Genomic DNA, 16,955 nt, shown 5'->3' on the forward strand with positions numbered 1-16,955 from the left:
TTGAGTGGATAAAACATCTTTACATGCTGTACCTCTCAAACGGGAATGCAAAGATGCGGGTCTGATATGACATTTGCAAGTTGGATTTAAAAAAAATATTCAATAAGAAACTTGAATGTCATTGCCTTCCAATACTTGTACGATAGACTTGGAGCGTTCGCGAAGCTGTAGGTCCTGAGCTACAGGGTTTTCACGTAAATAAACCTTTTTGAGCTGACGCAGGTGGGGAATGGGAGCAGGTACCTCACTCAGATTGTTATAGCTCATATCAATCTCTTCAACACGTTGCAAATACGCAATTTGGTTGGGCAGGGTGCTGAACTGATTGTAACCAATGTCCAAAATTTGCAATGATTTAAGTTTTCCAATGCTGTTGGGAAGTTGGGCGAGCCGATTATGGTGCATATAGAGGGTTTGGAGGTTTTTTAATTTCCCCAGATTGTTGGGTAGTTGGGTGAGTTGGTTGTGAGAAAGGGCCAGTTGTTGCAATTTTCGCATCCGACTCAAGGAAGAAGGCAGGGTAGAGAGTTCATTGTAATAAACGTCTAATACCTCCAGCCGTCGCATTTTTACAATACCTTTGGGGATAGATTTAAGTCCACAAGAATATAGATTGATGTCCTGTAAACGCCGCATTTTAGTAAAACTCCGATTATTAAGCGCCGTGAGATTGTTGTAACCCATCCACAAACTTTTGAGTCGTCGGCAGTTTTTTACAGCCGCTGGGATGTTCGTAAATTGATTCCCTTGTATGTTTAAAATCCGTAGGGTTTTGTTTTTAGGGAGCTGTAACTTGCCGTCTGTCAATTGATTACTGTTGAGCCAAATCTGTTGTAATTTTGGAAGGCGGGTTATGTCAATAGAAACGTTTTTCAGTTCGTTAAAACTTAGATTTAGCTCCTTCATATTGGAGAATCGATAAATAACGTCAGGCACCTTCGTGAGTTCCAATTGGTTTAGGGCCAAAATCTTGACGGTATCGGGGCGGGTAGTCGACAGGGCGGCTTCCAAGCTGCTGATGACGCTGTCGCCTTTTGGAATCGTTCGGATAAGCCCCAGGTTTAGGAAATGGGAGGATACATGCGAAGAAACGATTTTGACGCCAAAACGGTAATTATCAAGTAATATTCGGAGAGAGTCAATGAGCTCTTTTTCCGATTGGGGCGAAATTCTACCGCGTATTTCGTACAAAAGATATTCAAACTTACCGGTTTTACCAGTGTAAAGATGGTACGTAATAGCGGCAGGGTCGGTCCGAATGCCAAAAATTTTACGGGCAATTTGGCTTTTTCGACGAAGAAGCGCGTTTTCTTCTTTTACATATTCTTCCCGCGTACCCTCATAAAATAGTCGTTGTCCACGGTATAAACTATCTAACTTCCGATACGTAAAACCTTTCTTTGCCGCTTCGGCAAAATGCATGATGTTGATTTGGGCTGAAGCAGAAAAGAGGCTCAAAAAAAACAGTGTTCCGTAGATGAGTTTCATGGCTAATTAGGGTTATTGACTCATTAACTACGAAATTAGTTTTAATTATATATATATCAAACCTTTTTATAGAAAAAACTTATATATAACTAAACAACAAGTCAATTATCTTGATAACTTCCCTGATGTATCTCCCGTTGCCAATCGTTGTATCTCATCTACGCTTACCAAATTGAAGTCGCCCTCTATGGTGTGCTTTAGTGCGGCGGCGGCAGTGGCAAAATCAAGGGTACGTTGCAAGTCTCTCTTGAAATAATCGTAGCCAAACAGAAAACCAGCAATGAATGCATCCCCGCTTCCGATTCGGTCTACGATGTGGTGGAGGTCGTGGGTGATGGTTTTGAAATAGGTGTGGCCGTCAAAAGCCTTCCCTTTCAATTCATTGTGCGATGCACTGATGGACTGCCGTTTGGTGTCCAATGCCAATTTTAGGTTTGGAAAGCGTTCCATGACTTGTTTCATCGTTGAGACCCAGCCGTTTTTGTCGCCCGATTTGGGGTAAATATCAAACAATTCGTCGGCGTTGGAATTTCCACACACAATCAGGTCGCAGTGCTCGACCAATTCTGGCATTACTTCTTTGGGCGTCTTGCCCCATTGCCAGAGTCCTTTGCGGTAGTTTACATCTGCCGACACTTTTACTCCCAATTTACGCGCGGTTCGAACGGCTTGTAGGCAGGCGTGAGCGGCACTTTTAGACAAAGCGGGCGTAATGCCCGTAAAATGAAACCAATCGGCCCCCTTAAGAATACGCTCCCAGTCAAATTCTCGCTCATCAAGCGTACAAAAAGAGTCATTCATGCGGTCGTAGATTACCTGACTTGCCCGGGCATTGGCCCCGTTTTCAACGTAATAAACAGGTAGTCGGTCGCCCCCAAAATGAATTTCGGAAGTATTGAGTCCATATTTGCGAAGGTACATGATGGCGGCACGACCCATATCGTTATCGGGAAAACGTGTTACGTGCACTGCTTCCACGCCCCACTGGGCGGTTGCAATCCCGACATTGGCTTCGCCACCAGCATACGTTATATCAAACTGATGGGCTTGTACAAAGCGCGTGAATCCCGGCGGCGACAGCCGCATCATGATTTGACCGAACGTAACAATTTTTTTCATATTCACTTAAAGGGATTGTTCTTTGGGTTTGTCTTTTTTGGCCTTACGTTTTTTCAACGATTGCTTTGCCAGATGAAATGTATCCTTAAACAGGGCACTTTCCAACGTAAATCCAAAACTATAATAAGCGCCGTTATAATTTGTGGGTAAATTTTGCTGGTAAATTGCGTACCGATATCCTCCCTGTACACTTAACCCAACCCAGCGGGTGGCTTTCCATTTGGCATAAAGGCCGATTTGGGCAGGCATGAAAAAGTCTTTTCTGCGCCAAATAAACAAGTCGCTTAATAGCTTGTTGGCGGTGCTTTGGGTGGCTCCAATGCCCAGTTCTACGGGAATACTAAAACGCCATCGGTTGTTTTCAATGATATTGGGCCAATACATCAGGTTAAAATAGTACAAATCTGTTTTGGTATAATATCCCAAATTGATGAGTTGGGAGGCATTTTTTCGTAAATCAATCAATCTTAAAAAAGAATTAAATGTAAGCCAGTAATATCCAAATGTAAGTTCATTTCGATTCCTTCCAAAAGAAATTCCCGTATTTACCCCCCAAATATTAACCAATTTTTTGTCAACAAATGAGCTTCTGGCGTCCCAATTAAGTGTATATGTAAGCTTTGGTCTGCGCTTAATGGAGTCTTTTTGCATGTCAAATACCCTAGAAAATATCCCTGCGTAAGGTTTTAATGTGTCTTCTGGCACCACAGAATGGTGCTCTGAACCAAACGACAGGTAGGCTTGAATGAATGTTAAAAGGCATAAAAAAGGGCAATATAGCCTGTTGCAACGCATTTTTTTAAAAAATATCCGTAAAACTTGTCATAAAAACGCTTTATAACTAAAGTTTAGTTTAAAAAACAAAAACGTGGAACAAATTCTATTTACTCATTGTATTCCTTTTGTACGGAATAAATATGGATAGTTGCTCAGATGCTTATCAAAGAAAAAATTAACATATTTAATCTATAGGAATTAGATAAAAATAATTGTTTAACCAAAAATCATCCAATAACATGTCACTAAGATTAGGCGATGTAGCTCCAGATTTCGAAGCAGACACAACACAAGGTCACGTTAGTTTTCACCAATGGCTTGGTGATTCGTGGGGGCTTCTTTTTTCGCACCCTGCTGATTTTACGCCGGTTTGTACCACAGAATTGGGCAGAACCGCTCTTCTAAAAGGAGAATTTGAAAAACGTAATGTAAAAGTTATTGCGGTAAGTGTGGATGATTTAGAATCTCACAATCGTTGGGTGCCGGATATCAACGAAGTGAACTCCACCGTTGTAAACTTTCCGATCATAGCCGACAGCGATCGTAACGTGGCAACGTTGTATGACATGATTCACCCCAATGCCAGTGAGAAAGCCACTGTACGTTCAGTATTTGTGATTGGACCCGATAAAAAAATAAAATTGACGCTTACATATCCTGCATCAACGGGACGTAATTTTAATGAAATACTTCGGGTAATTGATTCGTTGCAATTGACGGCCAATTATCAGGTGGCTACGCCCGCCGACTGGAAAGATGGTGAGGATGTAATTGTGGTTCCTGCGGTTTCGACCGAAGATGCCCAAAAGAAATTTACGAAAGGGCTAAATATTGTAAAGCCGTATTTGCGTTATACGCCTCAGCCCAATAAATAAAGGTTGTTTGTCGCTATTGTCATTTTATTAAAAAGCCCCTTTCTTCTGTAAGATAGGGGCTTTTTTTATCCTTTACGTCATAATCAGATGTAGTAACATATAAATAATCCAAAGAATGACTTATCTTTACACCTGATACAGAGCACTTAAAAGCTACCACTTTACCCTTTACCCGAAAAATGAGGAGGTTGAATGCTAAAATCCTTTTAGTAAAGGAGAAGCTGAAGGATATTGATACCATTGAGGGAATGGTCAAGGAATCAGGATTCAAGGTTTTATTTTCTTCTGATGTTGATTCAATAGGTTTAGCTCAGGGCTTTAATGAAGGGCCTAATTTAATTGTGTGCCATTACTCTCAAAGAGAATTTTTTACAAAGAAAAGAGGTACACACATACCCATTATTTTAATTGCTGATGCGAATGAAAAGATAATCCTTTCAGCCTCATCTTCCCACAAAATTTCCTACTTACATCAGCCTTTTTCGAAGGATGTTTTAAACGCAATTATTGACTTGCTCATTTCCGCCGAAGATTAAGGTATCCATAAACGAAGCTTCTATTTGTATTTTAAATGGTTTGTGGCCATTTTTGGCCTTTATCAATTTCTACTTTTAATATTATATTCATGTCACGTATAGCTCTAATTACTGGTGCCACCTCGGGCATTGGAAAAGCCACCGCCGTCGCCTTTGCGAATGCTGGTATCAATTTAATTTTGTGTGGTCGCCGTCAGGAACGATTAACAGAACTAGCAGATGCATTAGGTAAGCAGGTGAAAACCACCACACTCCTTTTTGACGTCCGTGATAGTGCTGATGTATTGAAGGCCATTGCCTCCCTTCCCACTCATTTTCAGTCTATTGATATTTTGGTTAATAATGCTGGCAATGCGCATGGCATGTCGCCGATACAGGAGGGTGATTTTGGTGATTGGGACGCGATGATGGATGGAAATGTGAAAGGACTTTTGTACGTATCAAAGGCGGTGATTGCAGGAATGATTGAACGTGGCAAAGGCCACATTGTGAATATCAGTTCGGTGGCGGGTAAGCAAACCTACGCCAACGGAGCCGTCTACTGTGCTTCCAAAAAAGCGGTCGAAGCCATTAGCGAAGGGATGCGCCTTGATTTGACCCAACACGGGATTAAAATAACCAACATTGCTCCTGGGGCGGTTGAAACAGAGTTTTCGCTTGTTCGATTCAAAGGGGATGAAGGTCGGGCGGCTAAAGTCTATGAAGGGTTTGACCCCCTGCGTGCTGAAGATATTGCCGATACAATTTTGTACGCGGTCAATGCGCCAGCACACGTTACCATTGCCGATGTAACTATTTACGCGGCAGCCCAAGCAGCGCCCACGACCGTTTACCGAAAATAATCATTTGCCCGAATGAATGCATAGTTAATTGAAGGCTTACTTACTTTTTATGTTTCATAACTGCACTGAGACTCAGCGAGATTGAAAATAAGCGTAAAAAAACTAAAAAAAATAGTTGGAAATGTGTTTTGAAGCCACCATATTTGCACTCCCAAACGCGGACAACAAGTCAGAAAGCGTTCAAAAGGGGAGTTTAGCTCAGCTGGTTCAGAGCATCTGCCTTACAAGCAGAGGGTCGGGGGTTCGAATCCCTCAACTCCCACACAGAAGAATAAATTAGTAGTAGTCCTTCAATTTCATGAAGGGAGTTTAGCTCAGCTGGTTCAGAGCATCTGCCTTACAAGCAGAGGGTCGGGGGTTCGAATCCCTCAACTCCCACACAGAAAAGTCAAGCTTGAGGCTTGGCTTTTTTATTTTCTGACTTACAAACAGGGGATCATGGGATCAAGACCAAAAGTTGTGGAGAGCGTTGGATTTTTTTAGGTTTGCCATATTAATTTGACTTACTCCTCGCTATTGAAAACAAAATTTGGTGACATTGCAGGCAATTAGCGTAACTTTTTTAAACAAATATTTGGAAAAAAAAAATGGGTTTAATATGTTTGCAACCCGTTTGAGACAGACGCCTCACGGTAACACCAAAACGCGAAAGTAGCTCAGCTGGTAGAGCGCGACCTTGCCAAGGTCGAGGTCGCGGGTTCGAACCCCGTCTTTCGCTCCAAAAAGTCCCGTATATGCGGGATTTTTTTGTTTTTGGCCATAAAAAATCCCCCGATTTCATCTGTCGGGGGATTTTTTATTACAGAGGTGTGCGATTATTTGATCACTATATCATACGGCAAGCGGGCTTGGGTGCCTTGCATTTGTTGCAGTTTCTTCAAGACTTTGAGGTAAGGAGCGAAATCACCTAATTTTTGTTGCATCAGTTGCTCTTCGGCGTCACCAGTGAATTTATTGATGAGCTGTTCTACCATATTTTTCTCCGCAGGGTATTTGATACGATAGTCACCGTCTTTCAATTTAGCGGCTTTGGCGGCTACCTGAATGGCTTTGTCCAATCCACCAAATTCGTCAATTAGCCCATTTTCTTTGGCTTCCTTACCCGACCAAACCCGTCCTGAAGCCAAAGTTTGAAGTTTGGCAAGTGGCATTTTACGGCCTTCGGCGGCTTTGCGCGTAAAAATGCCATAAATGTTTTCGGTGCTCTTTTGCAAACGATTGTTCTCAAAAGGAGTCATGTCACGGGTTACCGAAGGCCAATCGGCGTGGGCGTTGGTGTTGACGCGGTCGAAGGTAATACCCAATTTATTGCGGAAGGTATCTTCAAAGTTGAACAGTACGCTGAACACCCCAATAGAGCCAGTAATCGTGTTGGGTTGAGCTACAATTTTATCGCAGCCCATCGCCATGTAGTAGCCGCCAGAGGCTGCTACGTCCGACATGGAAGCAATCACGGGTTTTTCCTTACGGGTCAGTTGCACTTCGCGCCACATAACATCAGACGCCAGGGCGCTGCCTCCTGGAGAGTTAATTCTAAGGACTACCGCTTTTACTTTTTTGTCTTTGCGCGCCTTACGAAGTTCTTCCATGATGGTTTCGGAGCCAATATTTCCGTCGTTGCTTTTGCCCGACATAATGGCGCCTTCTCCGATAATGACCGCAATTCTGCGGTCAGATGGCCCTTCCTTTATGAGTTTATCGGCTTTGATGTATTTGCCAAGGCCAACAAATTTGATTTTATCGTCCTCCTTCAGTTTCAGCTCATTTTTTAGTGAAGTTTCTACTTCATCATAATAACCCACGTGGGTGATGAGCTTATACTTGAGGGCATCTTGAGGTGCATCTATGGATAAAGAATCAGCCAGATTTTTGAGTTGAGCGGCAGAGATACCCCGCGATTTAGCAATATTTTCAACGGCGTGGTTAAAAATGGTGTTAATCAAAACCTGATTCTGCAACTTGCTGGCGTCGCTCATGTTTTCGCGGAAGAAAGGCTCCACGGCGCTTTTATATTCACCTACCCGAAACACCAACGGCTTTATCTCAAGTTTGTCAAGAGTTCCTTTGTAGAAATCATATTCGGCACTCAGTCCGTTCCATTCCATTCCTCCAGCGGGGTTGAGGTATATTTTGTCGGCAACAGATGCCAAATAATAGGCTTTCTCGGTCATTACCTCCCCGTAGGCGTACACAAATTTCTTCGATTTCTTGAAATCAATGATGGCATCGCGAATTTCTTCGGCCGAGGCCCAGCCAACCATCGGGTATTGAACGTCCAAGTAAACGCCCTGGATGTTGGGGTCGAGTTTGGCATTGGCCAAGGCAGATTTAATATCAAGCAGGCCAATGACATCTCCTTGCCCGCCTGTGAGCTCGGCAAAAGGGTTGTCGACTGAAACTTCCTGAATTGAATTGTTTAAATTTAATTTAAGAACAGAGTTTTTCTCAACGTTGGTTTTTTCTTCCGATGAGCCGAGCGCAGCCGCTAAACCAATGAACAAAAAGAAGCCCAGTAACGAGAAAAGGAATAAACCGACGATGGTTGCGAAAACATATTTAATGAACTGCCACATAAACGATTGGGTAATTAAGTGATTTTGAAATTAAGGGGTAAAGTCAGAATGAACCTGAGGTTTGTGCTTCTGCTTATAATACGATGGGTAACTTGATTTGGTTGGTTGAATAACAAACAAAAGTACGGTTTTGGTGGGCGAGGCGGAGGTGTTTATGTTAAATGGCGGTATCGGTTTACGAAAGGGAATATGTTTACACGAATTTTTGGAACCAAAATCCTTAAAGTTTCTTAACGCGCTCGGAACGTGTCAGACTGCTGAGTAGCTTGCCGAAAATTCAATTTTATGCTTTCTGCCGTTTGGCTTTTTTATCGTCAGTTTTGGTTTTTTACGAATGCCGTTTCGTGGGGAGGGTGGCTAATGGCTCAAGTACCTTTGGGCGACGACTTGTGGCTGCTGTTTGGGCCGCTTTTCTGGCTTAAATTAGTCACTTTTGGCGTTGTTTGGTATTTTATGTACACATTTTCGCGTCAAAAATATCTTTTCTACCAAAACATGGGGCATTCCGTTCTACGCCTTTTTGTGGGGGCTTTTTGCCTTGATATCTTGTTGTTTTTCAGCATGCTGGCATTCATCAATTGGTTAATTCACGTATGAAATTCTTCAAAAGTTTGGAAGCCGATAGCATTGAACTTGCTTATGGCGAACGAAAAATTCTGCAAAGCATTTACCTGAAAATGCCCTTTGGCGAAGTAACGGCCATTTTAGGGAGGAATGGTTGTGGAAAATCAAGCTTACTGCAAATCATTTTCGGGACCTTGAAGCCCGTATTTAAGTCGGTGCGTTGGGACGGGCGTTTCGTTGAATTTCCCTATCGAGAGCATCACCTCGTGCGGTATTTGCCGCAACACCACCTCACGCCGCCCTCTCTGCGGGTACAGGAGACGTTTAAATGGTATGATTCTCTGGTGGATGATTCTTTCGGTGAAAGATGGCAAGTGGTTAAAAACAAGCGTTTTGGTGAACTGTCGGGCGGGGAGAGGCGGTTTTGGGAAACGTTATTGATTCTTTTTTCACCCGTTCAATACGTTTTGTTGGATGAGCCTTTTTCGCACCTTTCACCCATTTATGTGGAGGAGTTGAAATGGCTGATTACGTCCCAAAAGGCCCAAAAAGGAATCCTCATCACCGATCACCTTTACCGAGACGTTTTGGACATTGCCGATCAAAGCTATTTTTTACAAAATGGCACGACTTATTTGTTAACCAATCCACTCCGTGATTTGATGGATAGGGGGTATATTCCTGAGTGATAAAATGAAGGCTATTTGCGCAAAAATTCGTTACTTTGTCGCTTGGTTCTGGTTAAGAAAAAAGAGGAAAGGATTGAGAGAATTGAGCCTGACTTTTTACCTCTTAGCCCCTAACTCTAAAACAAAAAAATGGCAAACGGAATTTTACAAGGGAAACGCGGCATCATTTCGGGTGCGCTTGATGAAAACTCAATCGCGTGGAAAGTAGCAATGAAAGCGAAAGCCGAAGGTGCAACTTTCACGCTGACAAACGCCCCTATTGCAATGCGGATGGGCGAAATTAATAAATTGGCGGATGCCTGTGAGGCCGAAATTATCCCCGCAGATGCTACTTCCATTGAAGAAATCGAAAACCTTTACACCAAATCCATTGATGTATTGGGGGGGAAAGTAGACTTTGTGCTTCACTCCATTGGTATGTCGCCAAACATCCGTAAGGGACGCCCGTACGGAGATTTGAATTACGATTGGTTTCTGAAAAGTATTGATGTATCGGCGTTATCGTTTCATAAATTTTTGCAGGTAGCCGAAAAAATGGATGCCATCAACGAATGGGGTAGCGTAGTGGCCTTGTCGTACATGGCAGCACAACGGACGTTTCCTTTTTATACCGATATGGCGGAGGCAAAAGCCATGCTTGAGTCGATTGCCCGCAGCTACGGGTACCGTTATGGTAAAGCAAAAAATGTACGGGTCAATACCGTTTCTCAATCACCTACCAAAACTACGGCAGGGTCAGGAATTGGCGGCTTTGATAAATTTTATGATTTCGCAGAAAAAATGTCTCCCCTTGGCAATGCTTCAGCTGACGATTGCGCCAATTATGTGGTGATGATGTTTTCTGATTATACCCGCATGGTGACCATGCAAAATCTTTTCCACGACGGAGGTTTCTCCATGATTGGCGTTTCGGAAGAACTGCTTCAGGGATAAAAAATAAGTCCATCGTTTATAGTTTTCACTACGAACGATGGACTCGTTTTTTTACGGCGTCAAATTTCTACAACTCGCGAATACGAATATTACGGAACCACACTTTATCGCCGTGGTCCTGAATCGCTATTTTTCCTTTCGCAAATTTTGCGAAACCTTCCCACGTTTTGAATTTGCTATTGGCTACGAGTTTGTCCCATTCTGGTCCTTTGGTGGGAAACGTTACCATCTGCTTACCGTTCAACCAGAAAGTACCTTGGCCTTTGTCAATTTTCATTTTGGCTTTATTCCATTCGCCCGCAGGTTTTACGGCACTGAAATCAGCTGGAGGAATCATGTCATATAACGAACCCGCTTTGTGGTTGCCATTTTTGCCAGCAAGTGCATCTGGGTGCTTGGCATCGTCGAGTACCTGCATTTCGGGGCCAGTACTATAAGGACAGCAGTATTTTTTATCTTCTACCACGCCCCACATCACGCCGCTATTTCCTTTTTCGGAGATTTTCCACTCCATTTCCAACTCAAAATTCTCGAATTCAGCATCGGTGACAAGGTCACCACCGCCTCTTCCGGTCAAGACCATGGCGCCATCTTCAATTTGCCATTTGTCAGAAATAGGTTGTCCTTGCTTGTTATAAGCGTGCCAGCCGCTGAAATCCTTACCGTTGAAAAGGTTTTGCCATTTACCTTTTTTCTGAACGAAGCCACAAGTCAACATCAGCGTAACCGCTGCTAAAACGAGTGAAAACTTTACTTTTTGCATAATAGTGGAAAAATGATGATTGAGAAAAAAAATGAGCAGTAGATATATCTACCACTCATCAAAGAATATCCGCCCAAAACTATACTGTACTTTCAAGAATTGCAAACACTGTATACATCCTATTTTTTACTAACGTAGGGGGCGAGACTGTACTTATTCTTCACTTGAATCGTCTGTGCAATCTTCATAAAGACCACCTTTGGTACTTCAATGTTGTGCTCGGTCAAGGCCACTTCAAAATCTGTCGTAAGCCCGATTGAGCCCTGTGCAACGGTGATTTTACCTTTAAATGTCCGTGGTTTAGACACCCCGTGGAGGTTGAAATCGCCAGTGGCGGAGATGTCGTAGGTGCCGTTTTTGGTGAAATCAATCTTTTCGTTGATTTTTCCTTTAAAGACCGCCTTGGGGTATTTGGCCGATTCAATGTAGTTTTCATTGAAATGCTCCTGCATGAGTTTGTTCGGAAAATCAAACTGTTTCATGTTCATCTGCACCACAATGTCGTTGGTGGAAGTGTTGAGAATCGCTTGCCCGAATTTGTTCACTGCCGCAATGTTTTCAACGGGTGTTTCCGAGAAAAAACTCGTTTCCCCGTTGCTCGTTGAATACAAATTCTGAGCATTTAGGTAGCCAAGCGACGCGAAAGAAATGGATAAAATGATGATGATTGTTTTCATGGCATAGTAAGTTTAACCCATTAAGTAAAGAAAAAAAGCTATTTCATCATTCCTTTGGCGCGTTTGTCAAAACTGAACGTTCTTGAAACGTTGAAACCCCAGCGAATGTCTCCTTTGCCCCAACTACCCGAAGTATCTCCGATAAATTGCTTTTCGACCATGCCCGAGGAATTGGTGAAGTGTAGTTGAAACACGTGGCCACCCGTCTCAATGTCTACACCGATTGCGAGCGAATTGCCGTACGGGTCGCCAAGGGCATTTTCGAGGTCTTTTTCACGAAATGCCCAATAATACTCCGCATTCAAAGACAAACGTTTGTTGAGTTTCATTCTCCCGCCAAATCCTAACGCAAAAAGTGCCCGTTCTTGCGCGGCAGTCGCCACGCGGTTGCGGTACAAAAACGTGGGATTGAGCTGCAACGACAAGCGTTCGCTAAACTTACGGGCAATCAAAAGTTGAGTGCAATAAGACGTTTTGTCTTGGGTCGAAAGGTCTTTATCCAGTGTTTCAATGACCGTACTCGCAAATGCTGTTACTGAGAAGGGCATGTTTCGAGTACCCGTCGACTGTCGAAGAAGCTTGGCTTTGGCCAAAAAATCAAAGGTTTTCTGAACACTGCTTCGCCCAAAACCAATCGTTACATTATCGGTCAAACCGTATTCAAATCCCAAACGAATGGTGGAATAATCAAGTCCGAAAAGATTGTATGCCCCTGAGTTCAGACGGTCAAAACGGTGATGAATGATAAAGTCCAAGTGATTTTTCTTGACGGTTTCCACAGAATGCCCGTTGATAATACGCGTCCCTTTGAAAGTGGCCGTTGTATAATCCGTTGTTTTAGGCTCGTTTTCTTCGAGCATTTTTGTTAAATCTTCCTGCGCTTTTACGTCAATTGTACTCATCAACAACAACGCGGTAACTACTGAAGCAAGTGCTTTCATACACATTTAGTTAGGGTCTTTACTTGTTTTTTGGGGAACGCAATGATAGAAATGAATCGTTTAAGCGCTAACGGTCAATGTATTACCATCGGTGCTTAATTTGGCCGAATAGACCGTCAAAGCTTTGGTTGCGGGGCCCATTTCTACGGCACCCGTCGTGCTAAATTCTGACCCGTGATTGCTGCAAAAGAAGTCGTTTTGTGCCGAGCGGTAGCCTACGGTTGTTCCTTCATGGGTACAGGCTTTTGACAGGGCAACCATGGTTCCTTTGGCATTGGCTACGATTACGCTTCCTACCGTTACAAAGTTACCTACTGTTTTAAGGGTGGCGAAGTCGGTGCTCGTTAAGTTTAAGGTGAAATTAATTGCTCCTTTACTCAAATCAGCGTTGCCAGTCAAACCGGCAGAGGTTGTCGGGGTTGTCGGAGTTGGAGTAGGGTCATCACTGCCCGAAGAGCAGGCGGTCATGGTTGTACCTAAGCAATAAAAAGCCATCAGTGCACTGCTGCTAAGCCCTAATTCGCGCAGGAATTGCCCTCTTTTCATGGTTGTCTGTTTCATGTTAACCCAAAAGTTTGTTTTGTGATAAGAATATGTTTGTACAGGCATTTACGAGTTTAAACCGTTTCCGGTTGCGTTGAGTACGCTTTTTTTTACACGGAGGAGGATAAAGGCTTTGTAAACAGCAGAATCGAGCTTTAGGTCTTCTTAAAAAAGCGAACCTTGGATTACTTTGGGGCGGATGTGAGGAGGTTGGAGCGATAGCCCGCAGTGAAGGTTTAGTTGCTCGACCCAGTACTTGGTCAATTCGGGGGCGTTGATGTTTTCGCCGCAGTGGACAAAAATATAAGCTGTTTGGAGGCCTTGAGCATACCAGCCCTTTAGGCGCTGTACCCAGGCGTCGACCCGCGTAAAATCGGTTGGGTGTAGTTCATTGCCTACAAAACGCAGGGTCAGGGTGGGAGAAGTAAGGCTCATGTGCAACGCATCCCGACGGCCCGCAACGTCCGACATCACAGTACCCATGCCCAGTTTATGGAGCATTTCGATGGTTTTTTGCCAAATAGATTCATTTGAAAACCAATCGGGGTGACGAAACTCAACCGAAATGGGAAAATTGGGTGGAAGTTGCTTTAAAAAAGCGGATAAAGTGTGAAATTGAGACGTATCAAAAGCGGGACCAAGCTGTAAAAAGGTTGTACCTAGATGCTCTCCCAGCCCTAAAACAGATGAGGTAAACTCCTGACTCAAGTGTTCACAACCTTTGAGTTGGTACTCATGACTGATGGATTGGGGCCATTTGGGGCAAAAACGAAAACCCGGAGCCGCCGCGTCTACCCAACGCTGAATGGTGGTTTCCGAGGGAATTTGATAATGCGTAACGTTTAGTTCAATCGTGTTGAACTGACGGGTATAGTGGTATAAAAAATCCTTTTCTTTCGCCGTCGTAGGGTATATTTTCCCGACCCATTCTTTATTGGCCCAAATGGGAGGGCCGATATAACAACGTGGTGGTTCAGAGGTTTTAAAAGAAGGTAGCACCTGACCAGTAAAAGGGTGGTCGGGCGGTAAGTTGAAATTAACTTTTGAAATATCGTCTACTTTCCCAAAATCCATGATGAACGTATAATCTGCCGCAAATTAAGAAAATGCGGAGGAAGAAAACAGCACATTATTTTACCCGAGCATCTTCCGAATAAACCCCCGCCTCCCGTCGTCCGTCGCGGTGATAGAAAGCGCCTTGGCCGTTGCGTTTGCCATTTTCGTAAATTCCCACAAAACGATCTCCATCGGCGTAGTAGTAAGTGCCTTTGCCGTGGGGAAGGTTGTTTTGAAACAACCCCACGTATTTATCGCCGTTGGGGAAATAGTAGGCTCCGTATCCCGTGCGTTGGTCGGTTCGAAAATCTCCCTTGTATTTCATTTTACCTTCTGGATAGTACTGAACACCCGTACCGTGGCGTTTACCGTACCGAAAGTCACCTTCGTAGCGTTCGCCACTTTCGTGCACATAAATTCCTAGTCCATTATCACAATTTCCAGCCACGCATCCTACATTTTCATCTTCGGGTTCTTCGGGAGTGGCTGAGACTGCCACTGGGCGGGAGGGTGTGGCAGGTACCGTAGACTGCGGAGTACGATTCGAAATCTGTGGACCAGAGGAGTTTGGTTTTTGAGCGTTTGACAGTATCCCAGCGGCATCTACCCATCCTTGGCGTATGGCTTCTACGCGGGTTGCCTTCGCAGGGTGAGAATACGTAGGCTTGTCGTCGCCGAGGGTTTTGATGGCTACCAAAGCCTCTTCAAGCGAAGCCCCAAGGCGCTGCATGACAAAGCCAGAGAAGCGGTCTGCCTCCAATTCTTTTTGGGGGCGACTACCTTTGCCGTCGATGGTATGCCCCTGCAAATGATGGCCGATTTCGTGGGCTACAATACTGATGGCCGACCAGTCGGTTTGCGTGACATTCTCGACGCGTTTCATAAAAGCACCATCATACACAATGTACCGCTGTCCATCCACCACCGTTGCAAAGCAGTTTTCGGTATTGGGGCACTCTACCACTACAAAGTTTCGTAGCAGACCTACTTGCCTCAAAATCTGATCCACTACCTCCTCGGCGTGTTGATTAGAACGAAAGCTTAGGTAATTGCAAATTTCTTTGGGTGTTTGGAGTTGTTTGTAGCCAAAATAATGGCACACAAAATCGTCGTCCTCTTCCTCCGTTGCGGGTGAAGTTTGGGCTTGAGCGTAAGAAAAAGTTGAAAGGGCTGTTAATAGGCAGAATAAGCTTTTCATGAAGTGTGCAGTTAGCGGTAAAGGCGGATTGCATTTCTTGATTAAATAACGCCTATCCCGAAAAAATAGTACGTTTGAAACAAACAAAACCCCGCTCATTGAAGAACGGGGTTTTGAAGAAGTACGAAATGTGCTTTTGAAGCAATTATTTTACGGCAGCCAGTGTCAAATCAATGGCGAAATCATCGTAAATAGCTTTGTCGCCGATGTTAGGGATAAATGATTTTGAACCATAACGAATATCCCATTTTGTGCGGTCAAGCGTGATTTTTGCATTAGCGGTTACTCCTTTAGCGTCAGCTTTCACGGTAGCAGGGAAAGAGATGCTTTGGGTAATTCCTTTGATGGTCATGTCGCCAGTCAAAGTGTAATTAGCGCCCGAACCTTCTACTTTGGTGATTTTGAAGGTTGCTTTAGGGTGTTTTTCTGCCGAGAAGAAATCATCAGACTTAAGGTGTCCTACCAATTTAGCGTTGTAACCAGCATCGGTAAGATCTGCACATTTGATGCTTGTCATATCGATTTCAAAAGAACCTCCAGTGATTTTAGTGCCATCAACGGTCAATGCGCCGTTAGCCAAATTTACGGTTCCGTTGTGCTCGCCTGTTACTTTTTTAGCGTGCCATTTTACGACGCTTTTAGAAGCGTCTACTTTGTACGAAACGGCTTTTTTAGAGGCTGTTTTTTCCGTTGCAACTGCCGAATTAATCATCATCATACCGGCTACTAATACACTTGCAAACATTTTGATCGTTTTCATTTTACTTCGTGGTATTTAAAAGTTTAAAAAATTAAGTTAAAAGACGTTTGTGTTGATGGATTTTATATAGTTTTAATAAAATACTTTAATGACCGTTCTGTTTTGGAAAATTAAACAGAACCGCGAAGCTTATCCAAAATGTCACTTAGCAGATTTGCTTCTTCTTCCGTAACATTCAGAAGGGTGTTTTCCCAATCTCCCTGCATGGCGTCCAATTCCGCCAGAATTTTCATGCCATCGTCGGTAATGACCACATCAACAGCACGGCGGTCACGCGGGCATTCGGTGCGCTTTACCAATCCTTTGGCCAAGAGTTTGTCTACTAAACGTGATGCGTTTGACATTTTGTCAAGCATCCGCTCAATAATATCATTCACTCTGACTGGATTTGGGTGCTGACCTCTTAAAATGCGCAATACATTGTACTGTTGCGTCGTTAAATCATACGGTTTCAAGAGAGCAGCCTGACCATTGCTCAACCAACTGGTCGTATAAATCAAGTTGAGCGCCATTTTGTGGTAAGCATTTCTGAACTTACTCTGTTTGATGTCGGTTTCAATAGACATAAATCCTTTTTTCAAATTTGACACTGCAAATATAAATGTATTTACATTATATGTC

18 protein-coding genes and 3 tRNA genes are annotated in these 16,955 nt (G+C 43.6%); 9 read left to right on the forward strand and 12 right to left on the reverse strand.

Annotated features, from left to right (window positions below; genetic code table 11):
* Nucleotides 1–99: 99 nt before the first annotated feature.
* The 3 genes from DR864_RS27900 to DR864_RS30105 all read right to left on the reverse strand — a co-directional run bounded on the left by DR864_RS27900 (nt 100) and on the right by DR864_RS30105 (nt 3,072).
* Nucleotides 100–1,488, reverse strand: a complete 1,389-nt coding sequence (locus tag DR864_RS27900; RefSeq protein ID WP_114070053.1) for a leucine-rich repeat domain-containing protein — start codon at nt 1,486–1,488, stop codon at nt 100–102.
* Nucleotides 1,489–1,593: 105 nt separating this feature from the next.
* Entirely contained in the window at nt 1,594–2,607 is a 1,014-nt protein-coding gene (locus DR864_RS27905) for a sugar kinase (RefSeq protein ID WP_114070054.1), read from the reverse strand.
* A gap of 6 nt (nt 2,608–2,613) precedes the next feature.
* Nucleotides 2,614–3,072: a hypothetical protein gene (locus tag DR864_RS30105; protein ID WP_205319171.1), complete on the reverse strand. Its 459-nt coding sequence runs from the start codon at nt 3,070–3,072 to the stop codon at nt 2,614–2,616.
* 551 nt (nt 3,073–3,623) lie between these two features.
* Here DR864_RS30105 and DR864_RS27915 point away from each other — a divergent pair.
* The 6 genes from DR864_RS27915 to DR864_RS27940 all read left to right on the forward strand — a co-directional run bounded on the left by DR864_RS27915 (nt 3,624) and on the right by DR864_RS27940 (nt 6,358).
* Entirely contained in the window at nt 3,624–4,259 is a 636-nt protein-coding gene (locus tag DR864_RS27915; RefSeq protein WP_114070055.1) for a peroxiredoxin, read from the forward strand.
* A gap of 188 nt (nt 4,260–4,447) precedes the next feature.
* On the forward strand, nt 4,448–4,795 hold the full coding sequence (locus DR864_RS27920) for a hypothetical protein (RefSeq protein ID WP_162794199.1): 348 nt from the start codon (nt 4,448–4,450) through the stop codon (nt 4,793–4,795).
* A gap of 89 nt (nt 4,796–4,884) precedes the next feature.
* On the forward strand, nt 4,885–5,637 hold the full coding sequence (locus tag DR864_RS27925) for an SDR family NAD(P)-dependent oxidoreductase (protein ID WP_114070057.1): 753 nt from the start codon (nt 4,885–4,887) through the stop codon (nt 5,635–5,637).
* A 187-nt stretch (nt 5,638–5,824) separates the two neighbouring features.
* A tRNA-Val gene (locus tag DR864_RS27930) sits at nt 5,825–5,899 on the forward strand.
* Nucleotides 5,900–5,940: 41 nt separating this feature from the next.
* Nucleotides 5,941–6,015: transfer RNA gene (locus DR864_RS27935), tRNA-Val, on the forward strand.
* Between the two features lie 267 nt (nt 6,016–6,282).
* A tRNA-Gly gene (locus tag DR864_RS27940) sits at nt 6,283–6,358 on the forward strand.
* A 94-nt stretch (nt 6,359–6,452) separates the two neighbouring features.
* Here the strand turns inward: DR864_RS27940 and sppA are convergent.
* Complete coding sequence (sppA, locus tag DR864_RS27945) at nt 6,453–8,210, reverse strand: signal peptide peptidase SppA (RefSeq protein WP_114070058.1); 1,758 nt, start codon at nt 8,208–8,210, stop codon at nt 6,453–6,455.
* Nucleotides 8,211–8,495: 285 nt separating this feature from the next.
* Between sppA and DR864_RS27950 the strand changes: the two genes are divergently transcribed.
* The 3 genes from DR864_RS27950 to DR864_RS27960 all read left to right on the forward strand — a co-directional run bounded on the left by DR864_RS27950 (nt 8,496) and on the right by DR864_RS27960 (nt 10,396).
* Nucleotides 8,496–8,807 (forward strand): hypothetical protein, encoded by a 312-nt coding sequence (locus DR864_RS27950; RefSeq protein WP_114070059.1) that lies wholly within the window; start codon nt 8,496–8,498, stop codon nt 8,805–8,807.
* The gene (locus DR864_RS27955; protein ID WP_114070060.1) at nt 8,804–9,463 is read left to right on the forward strand and encodes an ATP-binding cassette domain-containing protein; all 660 of its coding nucleotides are present in this window, start codon (nt 8,804–8,806) and stop codon (nt 9,461–9,463) included. Before DR864_RS27950 ends, DR864_RS27955 begins: the two co-directional genes overlap by 4 nt.
* A gap of 129 nt (nt 9,464–9,592) precedes the next feature.
* Nucleotides 9,593–10,396, forward strand: a complete 804-nt coding sequence (locus DR864_RS27960) for an enoyl-ACP reductase FabI (RefSeq protein ID WP_114070061.1) — start codon at nt 9,593–9,595, stop codon at nt 10,394–10,396.
* A 67-nt stretch (nt 10,397–10,463) separates the two neighbouring features.
* On the opposite strand, the gene DR864_RS27965 is transcribed toward DR864_RS27960, so the two are convergent.
* From DR864_RS27965 to DR864_RS28000, 8 genes are all read right to left on the reverse strand, one after another.
* Nucleotides 10,464–11,159, reverse strand: coding sequence for a 3-keto-disaccharide hydrolase (locus DR864_RS27965; RefSeq protein WP_114070062.1), 696 nt, complete (start codon nt 11,157–11,159; stop codon nt 10,464–10,466).
* A 119-nt stretch (nt 11,160–11,278) separates the two neighbouring features.
* Nucleotides 11,279–11,836 carry a YceI family protein gene (locus DR864_RS27970; RefSeq protein WP_114070063.1) on the reverse strand — a complete coding sequence of 186 codons (558 nt, stop codon included), beginning with the start codon at nt 11,834–11,836 and terminating at the stop codon, nt 11,279–11,281.
* Between the two features lie 38 nt (nt 11,837–11,874).
* Nucleotides 11,875–12,777, reverse strand: a complete 903-nt coding sequence (locus tag DR864_RS27975; protein WP_114070506.1) for a DUF5777 family beta-barrel protein — start codon at nt 12,775–12,777, stop codon at nt 11,875–11,877.
* Between the two features lie 60 nt (nt 12,778–12,837).
* The gene (locus tag DR864_RS27980) at nt 12,838–13,338 is read right to left on the reverse strand and encodes a QcrA and Rieske domain-containing protein (protein ID WP_114070064.1); all 501 of its coding nucleotides are present in this window, start codon (nt 13,336–13,338) and stop codon (nt 12,838–12,840) included.
* Between the two features lie 147 nt (nt 13,339–13,485).
* Complete coding sequence (locus DR864_RS27985; RefSeq protein ID WP_114070065.1) at nt 13,486–14,394, reverse strand: DUF72 domain-containing protein; 909 nt, start codon at nt 14,392–14,394, stop codon at nt 13,486–13,488.
* A 55-nt stretch (nt 14,395–14,449) separates the two neighbouring features.
* Complete coding sequence (locus DR864_RS27990; protein ID WP_205319173.1) at nt 14,450–15,574, reverse strand: hypothetical protein; 1,125 nt, start codon at nt 15,572–15,574, stop codon at nt 14,450–14,452.
* Nucleotides 15,575–15,719: 145 nt separating this feature from the next.
* Entirely contained in the window at nt 15,720–16,334 is a 615-nt protein-coding gene (locus DR864_RS27995; RefSeq protein WP_114070067.1) for a YceI family protein, read from the reverse strand.
* Nucleotides 16,335–16,444: 110 nt separating this feature from the next.
* Nucleotides 16,445–16,900, reverse strand: a complete 456-nt coding sequence (locus tag DR864_RS28000) for a MarR family winged helix-turn-helix transcriptional regulator (protein ID WP_114070068.1) — start codon at nt 16,898–16,900, stop codon at nt 16,445–16,447.
* Nucleotides 16,901–16,955: the final 55 nt, after the last annotated feature.

The sequence above is a fragment of the Runella rosea genome (genome assembly GCF_003325355.1).
Lineage (GTDB): Bacteria > Bacteroidota > Bacteroidia > Cytophagales > Spirosomataceae > Runella > Runella rosea.

Coding starts and splice junctions, on each gene's coding strand:
- DR864_RS27990 (WP_205319173.1), bottom strand. CDS start 15,574: ATGAAAAGCTTATTCTGCCTATTAACAGCCCTTTCAACTTTTTCTTAC.
- DR864_RS27925 (WP_114070057.1), top strand. CDS start 4,885: ATGTCACGTATAGCTCTAATTACTGGTGCCACCTCGGGCATTGGAAAA.
- DR864_RS27995 (WP_114070067.1), bottom strand. CDS start 16,334: ATGAAAACGATCAAAATGTTTGCAAGTGTATTAGTAGCCGGTATGATG.
- DR864_RS27905 (WP_114070054.1), bottom strand. CDS start 2,607: ATGAAAAAAATTGTTACGTTCGGTCAAATCATGATGCGGCTGTCGCCG.
- sppA (WP_114070058.1), bottom strand. CDS start 8,210: ATGTGGCAGTTCATTAAATATGTTTTCGCAACCATCGTCGGTTTATTC.
- DR864_RS27950 (WP_114070059.1), top strand. CDS start 8,496: ATGCTTTCTGCCGTTTGGCTTTTTTATCGTCAGTTTTGGTTTTTTACG.
- DR864_RS27980 (WP_114070064.1), bottom strand. CDS start 13,338: ATGAAACAGACAACCATGAAAAGAGGGCAATTCCTGCGCGAATTAGGG.
- DR864_RS28000 (WP_114070068.1), bottom strand. CDS start 16,900: ATGTCTATTGAAACCGACATCAAACAGAGTAAGTTCAGAAATGCTTAC.
- DR864_RS27955 (WP_114070060.1), top strand. CDS start 8,804: ATGAAATTCTTCAAAAGTTTGGAAGCCGATAGCATTGAACTTGCTTAT.
- DR864_RS27970 (WP_114070063.1), bottom strand. CDS start 11,836: ATGAAAACAATCATCATCATTTTATCCATTTCTTTCGCGTCGCTTGGC.
- DR864_RS27985 (WP_114070065.1), bottom strand. CDS start 14,394: ATGGATTTTGGGAAAGTAGACGATATTTCAAAAGTTAATTTCAACTTA.
- DR864_RS27960 (WP_114070061.1), top strand. CDS start 9,593: ATGGCAAACGGAATTTTACAAGGGAAACGCGGCATCATTTCGGGTGCG.
- DR864_RS27915 (WP_114070055.1), top strand. CDS start 3,624: ATGTCACTAAGATTAGGCGATGTAGCTCCAGATTTCGAAGCAGACACA.
- DR864_RS27965 (WP_114070062.1), bottom strand. CDS start 11,159: ATGCAAAAAGTAAAGTTTTCACTCGTTTTAGCAGCGGTTACGCTGATG.
- DR864_RS27900 (WP_114070053.1), bottom strand. CDS start 1,488: ATGAAACTCATCTACGGAACACTGTTTTTTTTGAGCCTCTTTTCTGCT.
- DR864_RS27975 (WP_114070506.1), bottom strand. CDS start 12,777: ATGAAAGCACTTGCTTCAGTAGTTACCGCGTTGTTGTTGATGAGTACA.